Consider the following 14288-nt stretch of genomic DNA (forward strand, 5'->3'; position numbering starts at 1 on the left):
TATTCACGGCTATGCTGCCCTATCGATATCTCGTTTGGTTCATGGCTTCTATCCACACGGGTTATAAACCGACCTTGAGTGCATCAACCCAGTACACGCAGAGCATTGTATATCCATACCCCTCAGGCTCAGCCACACACTTTTTTTGATCTCTATCCCCCAGCCGCCCCTCTGGCGGCATCAATAGCACAACACCAAGTGTTAGACCTTTTAGGGATATGAGGCCTTGAATCAACCAAACCGCCACATATCGGTCCATACAGACATCGAGCCCTAATGACCAGATCAGACTGCCTCGTATTCCATGGCTGTTTGTTGGGCCAAGACTTTATCTGTAACGGCCTGCTGATATCCTCGCACACGGGTGACCCTTACGAATCCGTAACCACGTATGTCACCTAGGCACCTTAGGGATCATACGTTGCCCGCAGAGCCACCACAGCCATCGGCACAACCCCGCTCAAGGCACGCGTTATACCGAGCGTGTCATAAAAAAAGGGGATCAGTTACCTGATCCCCTATACATACACATCTTGCCCATAGCTGTGTCGCAGCAGCTATGGTGGATACATCTTATCGCCCTTACCCCATTAACACTGCATCCACGGCAGCCCACGCCTGCGCCAACCATTGAGCTGACCACGCTGATGCGCATCATTCTTATCACCTTCAAACCCTTCGGTAATATGAGAGACTTTATGGTAACCGTTTTTGATCAAAAAGTTACCTGCATCAATAGAGCGGTGCCCACTACGGCAGATCAGCACAACATGTTGATCTCGCTCGGCTAGCTCTTCAACCTCTTCCAGAAAATCTGGATTGATGGAAAAATCCGGATAATCCTGCCAAGGCACGTTGTACACACCGATGGGATGGCCTACATAGTAGTGTTCCATCTCCGTACGGATGTCGATAAACATGACCTTTTCATCCTGAACAACGTCATAGGCTTCTTGCGCTGTTAGGTGATGAAGATCGGGGTTAGATGCAGAATGGGGGGATGAGGGCAGCATAGATGCCTCCTGAAGATAAAGGGTGTAACGCTTGGTCTGTAGACATAAGTATGCCTATCTGAATATTTAATACAAATTTATTTTGTGAATGTCGGATAATTTTTTAATTTTGTACACACATTTTAATGGGCATTTATTTTTTTATGCGAATTTATCAAAGGATACTTGGTTTTTTTAGACATCAAAAAAGTAAGCCTAAAAGAAAGGCGGGATCTCTAAGGTCAGAGAGAGCATATGCGCTATGGCACCTTCTGCCCTTAGGTAAAAAGCGGGCAGTGCCGTTCATGTCCATAGAGGGTCAACACCATGCCCCCTGCGATCACTCCAAATCGTTTTAGGGAGATTAAGCCCCCCTTATGAAAGGGCCATATCTTTGCATGCCCCCTCCACCTTTTAAAGTGCCGTGACCTCCATTTTCAACCATGGGGTCACCTAACCTAACCCAATCTGACAGGCATACCCACACAGCGAGCCAACGGATCCTAACAGATGATGTTTCATCATAGGCAAGGGTCAGGATCCCTACCTGGTATCACTTGTCACGACACGCATCAGCCCATGCGTGATCATGCAGAAAAACAGCATAGGAATAGCCCGAGAAACAGACAGGAAAAAACAAAGGCCCGTTATACCGGCAGGGTATAACGGGCCTTTGGATCACATCATCCGACGACAAAAGCGAGGCTAAGCCATCTCTAACAAGTTTTGCACAGCGCCAAGCACTTCATTACGGGTGAAGGGTTTGGCCAATGTTGTAATGGCACCAAAATCTTCTGCGACACGTAGATTAAAGTGGGCATCCAGACCACGTCCACCACCTGAGATGGCGATGATTCGTGCTGTAGGAGCAAAATCACGCAACTCCATGATCACCTCAACCCCATCTTTTTCGGGCATGAGCATATCCGTGATGATGATATCTGTTTGACGGTTCTGGTAGCTGCGCACCCCCTCTAAGCCATCCGAAGCTTCAAACACTTCATGACCATCATCTTCCAGAATCTGCCGAAGCAATTCCCGAACTGCCATATCATCATCAATGATCAAAACCGTCGCCACAAATCATCCCCTCTGCTGGACCACCCCGAATCTTACAGCCCTATCATGTTGCCCTATTTTGTTCCTGCTGTCACCAAAACCTTGGATCGTGTCAGGCACCTTCTTTAGATGCTTCCGCCTCATCCGCAATCTTTTTTCGCTTAGCGGGATCCAACCACAAGACCAAAGGACTGGCCACAAAGATTGAGGAGTAGGTACCAATGACCACACCAAACAACAAGGTCAAGGCAAAGTCATGGATCACAGCCCCCCCCAGGAAGAAGAGTGCCAGCAGCACCAAAATGGTGGTCAACGAGGTCACCAATGTCCGGGCCAGTGTACGGTTAACCGCTTCATTGATAATGTTGGTCAGCGGTTGACGTTTCATACGCTTCATCTCTTCACGAATGCGGTCATACACCACAATGGTATCGTTTAGAGAGTAACCCACAACGGTCAACAGCGCCGCGACAACCACCAGCGTAAACTCCTTCTGCAAAATAGAGAAAAAGCCCATGGTCAAGATAACATCGTGCACCAACGCCGCGACGGCACCTAACGCAAAACGCAGTTCAAAACGGATAGAGATATAGATGAGGATAGCGATCATGGCATACAACATGGCCAACATCCCCTTTTCGGTCAGCTCTTCGCCAACCTGGGGACCCACAAACTCCACCCGGCGCATCTCAACACCATTGTCACCGGCTAATGGCTTAAGAGCCGCCATCACATCATTCACAATGGCCTGCTGAGCTTCATTGCTTTTGCCCTGTTTTTCAACCCGGATCAGTACCTCTTCAGGGGCACCAAACGACTGTACAACCGTATCGCCCAACTCAATCGGGGCAATGGCTTTACGCACAGGGGCAAGATCCATCGCTTTATCAAACCGCACTTGGATCAAGGTACCACCGGCAAAGTCGATACCAAAGTTCAAGCCCTGCGTCAGCAAAGAGCCCAGACTCAGCACAACCATCACAATCGAGGCGATCATGGCCAGCTTGCGCTTACCAATAAAGTTAAAGTGGGGCGCTTTTCCAAAAATTTGCATGATTAGCCTCCCTAGATGCTCAGCTTCTTGATACGACGATTTTTCACAAACTCAGCCAAAACAACACGAGTCACAAAAATAGCCGTAAACATGGAGGCCAACAGACCGATGGAGAGCGTCACCGCAAACCCCCGAACCGGACCTGTACCAAATTGATAGAGGATGACCGCTGTGATCAAGGTTGTGATGTTTGCATCCAAAATGGTTGAAAACGCCTTGCCATAGCCATGGTCAATCGCAGCCAGAGGGGATTTACCCAGGCGAAGCTCTTCACGAATCCGCTCAAAAATGAGCACGTTGGCATCCACAGCCATACCCAGCAACAACACCGCACCCGCAATACCGGGCAGGGTTAAGGTTGCCTGCATAACCGCCAACAAGGTCATGAGAATACTAACGTTGAGCATAACCGCGAGGTTGGCCAGCAGACCAAAGCCTTTATAGTAAAGCACCATAAAGACAATAACCAAAACCCCACCAATGAGAATAGATTCCAGACCCTGGGCAACGGAGTCTGCACCCAAGGTAGGACCTACGGAACGCTCCTCTAAGATCACCAAGGGAGCCGGTAAGGCACCAGCGCGCAAGACGATGGCCAAGTCATGGGCCTCTTCACGTGTGAAGGAGCCTGAAATGGTTGCCCGTCCCCCGGCAATTTTATCCTGAATAACCGGCGCACTCTGCACCTTACCATCCAGTACAATCGCCAAACGCTCTTTAATATGTTCGCCGGTGATCTGAGAGAATTTACGCCCCCCGACCCCATCAAACTTAATCGAGACAATGGGCTCGTTGTATTCATTAAAGGTGGTTTGGGCATTTTGAATATGCTGGCCCGAAAGCACAGTACGTTTCAACACGACCAGAGGATACTCCTGCTTATCCCCTTCACGCCCCCCACGCTCTTCATACATCAACAAACTATCTGGGGGAACACGCCCTTCAAGCGCACGGCCCAGATCAGCTTTTTCATTGACCAGTTTAAAGTCCAAACGTGCGGTCCGACCGATCAGGCCCTTGGCACGCTCAGGATTTTCAACACCGGGCAACTGCACAATAATCCGCCGCTTGCCCTGCTTCTGGATACTGGGTTCAGAGACACCAAAGGCATCAATACGGTTACGGATGATCTCAATCGCCTGATCCACCGCATACTTACGGATCTCTTCCTTTTCCGCCTCACCTAAGGTTAAGCGAATTTGGGCTTCAGGCTGAAAATGCTCGACATCCGATTCACGCATCTCCTCTTTTAAGAGGGAGACCATACGCGGTGCATCTGATTTAGGGGTCAAACGCACAACCACTCGGTCTGCACCCACTTGTTCAATGCCCCGGTAGCGTTGACGCTCTTTACGCAACACATTACGGGCTGTATCCACCATATTGTTGGCAGCCTGTTTAACAGCCTCTTCTACCTTTACATCATAAAGTAGATAGAGGCCCCCTTGCAGGTCCAGCCCTTGATGAATCACCTTCTGGGACATCCAACTGGGGATGTTCCCGCCCCCAAGAATGCTGGGCAGTGCATAGTAGATAGAGCCTAATGCTACCAGTAAGACTAGATACAGTTTCCAGCGCGGTTGCTGTCGCATGACACCAATCCTTTAAATACTCTAAGAGCCCCTGGCCGCTTTGATGCGCTGCCAGGGGCTCTATTTATCCGCGTAAGTCAAACAAAGAGGGCCAACATCAAGCCTCTTTGTTCTCCTCTTCTTTCTCTTCTTTTTCTTCTGCTTCACCAGGCATCGTCTTATCTAGGACTTTAGCCACATTGCCACGCCCTAAACGCAGGCGAACCGGCTTGCGATTTTTTCCATCAATATCGACTTCACCAACCTCAACGGTCAGCTCATCATTGGCTTCATCTACACGGTGGATCTTACCGATCAAACCACCAGAGGTCATAATACGGTCACCACGGGTGAGATTAGTGACCATCTCTTTATGCTGTTTAACCTGCTTCTGTTGAGGACGAATCAACAAGAAGTAGAGCATCACAAAAAGCAAGACCATAAAGATCAGGGACTCAAAACCACCACCTTGAGAAGGGGCGCCTTGGGCATAAGCAGGTGCAATTAGAAAATCCAACATCGTTTCCTCACTGGACGAAAGGATGGAAGTGACAAAAGGAACAGAGGATCTTACCAGCATTCCCCCTTAAAACAAAAGGACAGCTTGCAGGTTTTTACCCTTTTCAACACGGTTTCTCACCTACTGCCCACATTAACCGCCAATTCACGACCGTTTTAGCCTAAATTTAAAGCCCCCCACGGACCCATAAGCAAACATTGGGCGCTTAAAGAGAAAACCACCCCCTACCCATGCCTGGGGGTTTCGGCCTGATAACGGGCTAGGATATCCAACAAACGTGTTTTTTTAAGGGGTTTGGTTACATGATCATTGCATCCAGCCTCGACCGCTTTGTGGCGGTCATCACTGGAAGCATGGGCGGTTAACGCCACAATAGGTATCGCCAATTGATGTTTGCTCTGTTCCCACCGGCGGATCTCACGGGTAGCCTGCAGGCCATCCATCTGTGGCATCTGTACATCCATAAGAATCAGATCAAACTGTTCATGGGTTGCCAGCTCGACAGCCTGCAGCCCATTTTCAGCAAAACTCAATAGATGGGGGGTTTTGGCCAAATAGGCTGCCATTAAATTACGGTTATCCACCGCGTCATCCACAACCAAGATCTTCAACCCCTGATCTTCCTGGTAGGCTGGAGCCTCAAGCGTTTCAACTTTACTCTGTCCAGCTGCCCCCCCTGTTTGCTGCTTTATCGTCCGAGCGGTCACTTTGGGTAAGCGGGCTGTAAAGAAGAAGTGACTTCCTACCCCTTCAACACTCTCGACCCACATCTGCCCGCCCATTTTTTCAACCAACTGACGACAGATCGCTAAACCTAGTCCCGTACCACCAAACTGACGGGTGGTTGAAGCATCCACCTGAGCAAAGGGTTCAAAAATGCGTAGCAGCTTTTCAGCGGGGATCCCAATACCCGTATCTTGCACAGAAAAACGGTAAAAATCCTGACCCGCAGCTTCCACCGCCAGTATAATCTGGCCGGTCTCGGTAAACTTGGTTGAGTTGGAGAGCAAATTAAGCAAGATCTGCTTAAGGCGAAGCTCATCTCCCATCACATAAGCTGGCAGCTCCAAAGGGGGCTGAAAAAGCATCTCTACAGAATGATTGCGGGCAGACACGGCAATAATCGCATGGGTCTGCTCGAGCAAATCTTTTAAATTAAACGGTATCGGGTCTAGCCCCAACTGACCCGCTTCAATTTTTGAAAAATCCAACACATCATTAATAATCCCCAACAACCCCTCACCTGCCCGGTTCAGGGTCTGGATATAATCTTTTTTCACATCATCCAACTCCCCTTCTGCCAACAGCTCACCAATACCAAGAATGGCATTTAATGGGGTCCGGATTTCATGGCTGACATTGGCCAAAAATTGGCTCTTAGCGCTATTGGCCGCTTCAGCTGACCGGCGGGCCACAATGGCCGCTTTTTGCGCCTTCTTCATCTGCTCTTGGTGGCGCCCATGCGTAATAATATGGCTTAGCGCGTGTACGATGGTTTGCAAAAACAGCTCATCTTGATGATCCGGCTTATAACCCGCAGCAACATAGAGGTTTAACACCCCAAGCAATTCGTCACCAGAAAGAATGGGAACACAATAGTGCCCATGATCGTGCATACCCGCAAAGCTGATCTCATGGTTCTCATGCACATGCGCCTCAAAGACAGTCTCTCTTGACTGGGCAGCACGCCCACACAAGCAGGTGCCATATGGGATCTCTTTACACTCCAACAGAAGCGGTGCGGCCAGATCTTTTTGCACAACCATGGAGAGCTTCTTATTGGCTTCATCCGCCAAAAAAATGGAGCCCTTGGCCTCCAGTGAGAGCCATGGAAAGCTAATCAGTTTCTTGAGCACAAGCTCCAGCTTTTCTTGCATAGAACTCTCAGCATGTGCGGTTTTTAGCAGGGTGCTGATTGTCTGTTGCTCCTGTAAAGATTGCTGAAGCTTAGCTTCGGTCAAATGACGTCGTTCAACCTCTTGAGAGAGCTGTATATTGCTGTTCTGCAGACCATAAATATTCTCTTGTAGCTTACCCTGATACTCCTGCACCGCATCCGCCATTTGATTAACAGAGCGCCCCAGCCCACCAATTTCGTCATTACGCAGATCTTTTACACGCTCCCCAGACCCTTCACGGCCCAGAAAATTAGTGACAATACTGTTAATCTGTAAAAGCCGCCGGTATATCAGTCCTTCAAATAGTGCATGAACCAAATACATTAATAACAAAGCAATAATGGCAAAAACAATCGGCAGAACGGTGCCTGATAAGTGCTGATAGGTCGCAATAAGCTGATTGGAAGGTAACGTGACCACGGTGGCACTGATGATGCTTCCAGGCTGCCAACCAAACCCAGAGTCTACCCCATAACGCTGTCGTACAGATTCCGGGGCATTGTCAGGATCACCATGACAGTGAAGACAACTACCGTTGATCTCAACAGGACGGGCCATAACATAGTACGTTTGGCCATCTTTTCCTTGGTGAGGCTCAAAAATTTCAATCAAGTTTGGATCTTTTTGAAAGCGCTCAATAAGCGTGGCTTCCATACCATTGGGGAGATTGTTTAAATTGAGCGGATTGAGAGAAGGCTGGCGGTAGCGATAGCCCAGACCAGAGTCATTAAAATGGCTAAAAATACGTGTTGTCAGGAAGGTGCTGGATGCCCCTTCCATGAGAAAGTCACTGGTTTGAGCTTCTAGTGCAGGGCGCAGCTCTTGACGAACATACGCACGGGAGGCGGTGGCAAACTCCAAAATAACACGGGCTTCTTTGCGCACCTGTTCGGTCATACGCTCAGTCAGAAAATGGTCTAAATAGCGCTCCATCCCAACCAGCACCAAACCAATGGCAGCCGTTACCCAGATTAAAAAACGCAGTTTTAGTGACATAAAAAACCCACATGACCAATAGATCAAGTTGACCTTAACCCGTCAAAATGTCAGACCAGATCACTACTTTATCAAATCCTGATACCCTTTTTGGTTTTTTTCTCCCAATCTTGTCGCTTTCTAGCCATTTAAATAAGATGCAGCTTCTCTCGTGGATGAAACCTCAGCCCCCACCCTTCTATAAATCTTTTCATCTGACTGGGGTATCATGCGCTATACGGTATCATTTAATGTCCAAGCCCATTTTTTCCCTTACAAAATAGCCGTGGGAAGCCCCCCTACCCACCTTTTTTTCTTGTCATATTCAGACTTATTTTTCCCTCATACACACCTGTCATTAAAGAAATTTGCCCCATTGGCCGAAAAGATTGTGTAACCTTTAAAAAAACACCCTGTGCATGATACCGGGTATTTTTATAGGATAACAGGAGGGTAGAATCAGAGCGTTGTTCTTAACTATTTGATTGAACATCAGTTTCTACCTGTTTTTTGGAATACGGTCTCATGGTGTTGAACACACCATTTACCGTCCAGGTACCTTTATAGGAATGGGAATAGACCCATGGCCGATCTGCCTAATCAACTACTGCGACGCATGGATGGTCTTGCCGCCTTTCCAAAAAGCGTACGGCAGGTTCTGCAGCTGACATCCGATGCCAACATTGATCCTAAGGATCTGGTTAATGTCATTATTCATGACCCTATTTTGACATTTCGCCTGCTCCAGACTGTCAATGCGCCTTTTTTTGGGTTGTCAGAGACGATCTCTTCTGTCAACCATGCGGTGGTTTATATTGGTTTTAATACCATCAAGAATCTGGCGATTGACACCGCCAACCGAGGTATACTCCCACCCATGACCACGGGTGGTGTGGATACCCCGCTGTTCCATCGTCACGCCATAACCGTTGCCATGCTCAGTCGAGGCTTGGCGCGCCGCGCTGGTGTTGAAGAACCTGAAACGGCAAACTTCTATCTGGCCGGACTCTTGCATGATATCGGTAAGCTTGCGCTTTCAACAGCCTATCCAGAGCCCTACCGTATCATTTTGAAAATGGTAGCTCATGAGGGCATTTCCGTGATGGAAGCCGAGCAAGCACAGCTTCAGACAGATCATGCAGAAGTAGGTGCCGCTCTCGCCCGTCACTGGCATTTGCCCGAAACACTGGCAGATAGTATTGAAGCACACCATAGCCCAGACAGTCTGGAAAAGGGGCAGGACAACCTCATGCGCGACTGCGTTTTTGTAGCCAACCAATTGGCCACAGTCATGCGTATGCGCGATGAGGGAAGTCCCGAGATCACCCCCATGCCAGAGACGGTCAAAAAACGCTTAGGGGGGGATTACGACTCCCTGGCCAAAGAGATGCAGCAAGTCTGGCAAGATCGTGAAGAAGCATTACAGTATGTACACGGAGCCACGACCCATTAAAGGGTCACAATCCGGCCATTTTTTTTAAAGCGGGAAAGCGCATGAAAATCCGTTTTTGGGGTGTGCGAGGCTCTATCGCCTCACCAGGACCCAATACCATACGCTATGGTGGTAACACTACGTGCATTGAGATCCGTACTGATGATAATGAACTGATCATTATTGATGGTGGTACGGGTATCTTTCCCCTTGCCCAAACGTTATTAGGGCAAATGCCACTCACGGCGCATATTTTTATTACCCATACCCATTGGGATCATATTCAGGGTTTACCGTTCTTTATCCCCCAATATGTTCCGACCAACCGTTTGGTCCTACACGGTGCCCATGATCCCGTTGAGCAACGAGACCTGCGAGAGATCCTTACCTACCAATACCAGTACTGCTACTTCCCAGTGCGCGAGGTTGAGCTGAAAGCCAACCTGGAATATGTAACCCTAAAAGAGTACCAGGTCATACAGGTAGGTGATGCCACGGTAAGCTGTATCTACATGAACCACCCCGTGCTTAATTTAGGCTACCGTGTGGATTGTAATGGTAAATCGGTCTTCTTTACCGGTGATCATGAACCCATCACCAACATCTACTCAGATGAACACCATGACCATGAAGAGTACTCTCGCTTTATTGAAGCCAAAGACAAAGCGATTTTAGACTTCATCGATAATGTGGATGTACTCATTGCAGATACCTCATATACCGAAGCGGAATATGAGATGAAGAAAGGCTGGGGGCATGGCACTTACGACACAAGCGTCGCCTTAGCCAAAGCCTGTAAGGCGAAAAAGCTCTTCTTCACCCACCATGAGCCCACCCGTACGGATGAAGCTTTAGAGAAGATCTACCAGGAGACACTGGAACGGTACCCCCATAAACCGGGTGACCCAGAATACCTGCTGGCACAAGAAGGCAAATACTTCGAGGTTTAACGGGCAAGGCCTTATCCCATATAAGGCCCATACCTCTTATCATTCCCAACAATATGATTGGTTAACCAATCCTTCAAAAAACTAACCAGCCCCAAATTGATGGTGGCTTGCCCTTGATCAAATGACGCCTTAAAAGCTACCACCTGATCAAGAAGTTTTTGATGCTCTTTGACATGCTGGTCAAAGTCAGGGTACCCCACCTTCTTCATCAGCGCCTCTTCTTGCTGGAAGTGGGTCTGGGTATAGGTAATCAGCGCCTCTAAAATTGGCTTACCCTGGCTTGAGCTCTCCCCCTTAAGAATGGAATGATAGAGCTGATTGACCAGATCAACCAAGACACCATGCTCATCATCCATTTGCCCAACACCAGTGGAGAGATGCGCATTCCATGGCATTAAATTAGGCTGTACATCCTCTGATACCGCGGTCACACCAATCATATAGAGCTGATCAAGCTGCTCAAACAGCTTGGCACGCAGCACATCAAACTTGCTCATACCTTCTACCGCAGCTTCAATATCATGGTTATTGGCAAGCATCACCACTTCCCGTGCAACTTCATGCACCTTCAGGTGAACATCCCCCAACTCCTGAAACAGTGGCAAGTGACCAAATTTTTGCTCACCTTCACTGTAGTACCACTTACCAAAGGCACACTCTCGCCCGCTGGCCATCTCATCTGGCTTCATTACCGAACGGCCACGGATAACGTGCTCCAACTTACCCAACCATGCCAAATGGGCCTGCTTCACCGCTTTAACATCAAATGGCTCTTTTGTGGTTCGGTACCCCCGGGCGGTATCCTGTAGTGACCGATCTGTGGCATCCATAACACCCGTCAGAAAACCAGCATGCTCTACAGATCCATGCAGAAAATCCATTAATTGAATGGATTGGATCATACGCTTCTGTACCCCCACCGAAGAGGTAAAGATCTCTTTTGCCCCCAACTGAACCTTGTCCGACTCTTCTTGAGCCCGATCACTCTGCTGGGCCACCTCTTCAGAAAGCGTGGCAAGCTGAGAGGCGGTATCTGCAATGATACGGGTACCCTGGGCGGCCTCCAATGCCGAACGGGCCACCTCTTGTGCTGCGACCGATAATTCTGCGGCGTTACGGGTCACCTCATCCGCCGCCAAGGTCACGGTCTCCATGGAGTGACTGATCTCATCAACCCCAGCAGCTTGGTCGTCTACCGCATCGGTAATGGCTTGATTGGTTTTAGACAGGTTACCAATGATATCATCCACTTCCCGGGTGGCATTCATAGCATCATCGGTACGCTGCCGCATCTGCTTCATACGGCCTTCGATCATGGCCGTAGCATCCGCTGTTTGTGAGGCCAAACCTTTCACTTCATTGGCCACAACAGCAAAGCCTTTACCTGCTTCACCCGCACCTGCGGACTCGATCGCCGCATTCAACGCCAACATATTGGTCTGATCTGCAATATTCCGAATGGTCCTTACCGCCTTAAACACCTCTTCTGCATCCACCGCCAAGCCACGCATAACTTCCCGGGTATTATGCGATTTTTCATTGGCTTCTTTGGACATGGAATCCGCCGTATCACACCGTGCACGCACATCAGTCAGGGATAAATTCAACCCCTCCACCGCGCCAGAGACCTCGCCCACAGAGTCATTAACCCGCTGTAGAGAGCTGTTAACCTGATCAATGTTTGAGGTCATCTCTTCAGCCGCAGAGGCCATGGTCGAGACATTACTGTCAGCTTGATGCGCCGACTCTGCAATTTCACTAATATTTTTGGATAGTGAATCTACGGCAGTAGAAACCTTAACAATACGATCACGAGCAGCACCAACATGGTCATTTAAAAGCTGAATTTCTTTATCCAGCCGATCATTCTCTTTGGTCACTTCTCGGGAGAGCTGCTTGGATTGGTGAGAGTCTTGGAACAGCTGTTCCCGTAACGGATTCAGCTCCTGCACCACAGCTGCGACACTGCGTGCCTGTAATTTAATAATACGTAAAACCCAATCTAGCTGGTCTGTGAGCATATTAATACGCTGCCCCACATCCCCCAGCTCACCGGTCATTCCATCATCCAGACTGTGAGAGAGATCGCCTGTGGTCAACACATCCAACTGTTGGGTTAAAAGGCATACTTGCTTAAGAACCGTTTGGCGCAAGATCAAAACCACTACACCAAACAACACGGCAAGAGCCCCCACCAAGAGCAGTAGAAGCGTCATAAAGTGCTGAACTTCTGGAGTTAAGGAAAAACGGTTTACAGACCAGCTCCCCCAGACTATGACCCCACATAATACGACGGATAGCAACCCGGCAACCATCAGTCCGGTACGCACCCCTAAGCTCACGCGATGTAATGTAGCCATAGCTATTGATTCTCACTCATGTCTCGCACATTCAAACAATGATATTTTTCACTATAATTCTGCCGGTAACTGAGGAACGAAGTAAAGATAGAAACTGTTACAGAAGTGTGTCAAAAGAGGGTAAAACCATGAAATAAAAAAAGGTATTAAGTTACTATTTTTCTAGTCTTTTTTTGTTTGATATGCACTATTCTTACATTTTCTTACACTGCAAAATTGTGACAAAGACCAGCTTCTGCAACTTCATCAAGTTAACCCCATGGAAAGCAGTGAACCTACGGTTAAAAAATCTTAACCCAATTTAGGCGGGGAAATAGTCCGAGAGAAATTTGGCCTTAAATGCGGCAAACTGGCCTGCGGCAATGGCATGGCGCATTTCAGCCATTAAAGTTTGGTAGTAGTGCAGGTTATGTAACGTCATCAGCCGCATGCCTAAAATTTCGTTGGTACGGAATAAGTGGTGGATATAGGCACGGGTATAGTTTTGGCAACAGTCACAGCTACAGCTGGCATCCACAGGTTCCAGACTTTCACGGAACTCTGCACGTTTAATATTTACAGGGCCAAATCGGGTTAAAAGCTGCCCATTTCGAGCATTACGTGTGGGCAGGACACAATCAAACATATCAATACCCTGCTCAACAGCCATCACCAGATCTTGAGGCTTACCGACCCCCATCAGGTAACGGGGTTTGTCCTGCGGCAAATAGGCTGGCGCATAGCTCAGAACCTCTTGCATCAGCTCTTTGGGCTCGCCCACCGACAGACCACCCAGAGCATAACCATCAAACCCTAATTCAATGGTCTTTTCTGCTGAGATCTGACGCAAATCCTGATACATCCCCCCCTGCACAATACCAAACAGGGCACGTCCTGGCTGGCCGGGAACTTTGGCATCCAAACTACGCTGCCCCCACCGAAGGGTCAGCTCCAGAGAGTTCTCCACATATTGCCGTTCTGCAGGGTAAGGGGGGCACTCATCAAACTGCATCATAATATCTGCCCCAAGTGCCTCCTGGATCTGAATGGAGATCTCAGGACTAATAAACTGCTTGGAGCCATCAATATGAGAGCGAAAGGTAACCCCCTCTTCGGAAATCTTATTAAGCTCCCCCAGACTAAAGACCTGATACCCCCCACTGTCTGTCAGGATTGGACCTTTCCAGTTCATAAATTGATGCAAACCACCCAATTGACGAACCCGTTCATGCCCTGGACGCAGGAAGAGGTGATAGGTATTACCTAAAATAATCTGTGCCCCTAACTTTTCCACTTCCTGGGGAGTCATTGCCTTTACGGTACCTTGGGTGCCCACCGGCATAAAGGCTGGGGTTTCGATCACACCACGGGGGGTCTGTATCTGTCCACGTCGGGCTCCACTCTCATCCGTATGGTGCAGAGTGTAGGCAAAAGGACGGGTCAGATCGGCAGAAAAACGCTCAGAAGGGGTCATTAAACTATCCAGAAAAAGGGTCAT

The 14288-nt window shown here is 48.7% G+C and carries 10 protein-coding genes; 2 read left to right on the forward strand and 8 right to left on the reverse strand.

Going from position 1 to position 14288, the window contains the following annotated elements; translation table 11 throughout:
- Positions 1–590 precede the first annotated feature (590 nt).
- The 6 genes from V5T57_RS14705 to V5T57_RS14730 all read right to left on the reverse strand — a co-directional run bounded on the left by V5T57_RS14705 (position 591) and on the right by V5T57_RS14730 (position 8090).
- Positions 591–1013, reverse strand: coding sequence for a rhodanese-like domain-containing protein (locus V5T57_RS14705; protein ID WP_332891996.1), 423 nt, complete (start codon positions 1011–1013; stop codon positions 591–593).
- A gap of 684 nt (positions 1014–1697) precedes the next feature.
- A complete protein-coding gene (locus V5T57_RS14710; protein WP_332891997.1) occupies positions 1698–2072 on the reverse strand; it encodes a response regulator in 375 nt (124 codons plus the stop codon).
- A gap of 91 nt (positions 2073–2163) precedes the next feature.
- A complete protein-coding gene (gene secF, locus V5T57_RS14715; protein WP_332891998.1) occupies positions 2164–3105 on the reverse strand; it encodes a protein translocase subunit SecF in 942 nt (313 codons plus the stop codon).
- 11 nt (positions 3106–3116) lie between these two features.
- On the reverse strand, positions 3117–4697 hold the full coding sequence (gene secD / locus V5T57_RS14720; protein ID WP_332891999.1) for a protein translocase subunit SecD: 1581 nt from the start codon (positions 4695–4697) through the stop codon (positions 3117–3119).
- A 97-nt stretch (positions 4698–4794) separates the two neighbouring features.
- A complete protein-coding gene (yajC, locus tag V5T57_RS14725; RefSeq protein WP_332892000.1) occupies positions 4795–5196 on the reverse strand; it encodes a preprotein translocase subunit YajC in 402 nt (133 codons plus the stop codon).
- Between the two features lie 224 nt (positions 5197–5420).
- A complete protein-coding gene (locus V5T57_RS14730; RefSeq protein WP_332892001.1) occupies positions 5421–8090 on the reverse strand; it encodes a c-type heme family protein in 2670 nt (889 codons plus the stop codon).
- A gap of 562 nt (positions 8091–8652) precedes the next feature.
- Between V5T57_RS14730 and V5T57_RS14735 the strand changes: the two genes are divergently transcribed.
- Together V5T57_RS14735 and V5T57_RS14740 are read left to right on the forward strand one after the other, a co-directional pair.
- Positions 8653–9522, forward strand: a complete 870-nt coding sequence (locus V5T57_RS14735; RefSeq protein WP_332892002.1) for an HDOD domain-containing protein — start codon at positions 8653–8655, stop codon at positions 9520–9522.
- A gap of 41 nt (positions 9523–9563) precedes the next feature.
- Positions 9564–10451, forward strand: coding sequence for an MBL fold metallo-hydrolase (locus V5T57_RS14740; protein WP_332892003.1), 888 nt, complete (start codon positions 9564–9566; stop codon positions 10449–10451).
- 11 nt (positions 10452–10462) lie between these two features.
- Here V5T57_RS14740 and V5T57_RS14745 read toward each other — a convergent pair whose 3' ends face one another.
- Positions 10463–12811: a bacteriohemerythrin gene (locus V5T57_RS14745; RefSeq protein WP_332892004.1), complete on the reverse strand. Its 2349-nt coding sequence runs from the start codon at positions 12809–12811 to the stop codon at positions 10463–10465.
- A 301-nt stretch (positions 12812–13112) separates the two neighbouring features.
- Complete coding sequence (tgt, locus tag V5T57_RS14750; protein WP_332892005.1) at positions 13113–14264, reverse strand: tRNA guanosine(34) transglycosylase Tgt; 1152 nt, start codon at positions 14262–14264, stop codon at positions 13113–13115.
- Between the last annotated feature and the right edge of the window lie 24 nt (positions 14265–14288).

This window comes from Magnetococcus sp. PR-3, from assembly GCF_036689865.1.
Lineage (GTDB): Bacteria > Pseudomonadota > Magnetococcia > Magnetococcales > Magnetococcaceae > Magnetococcus.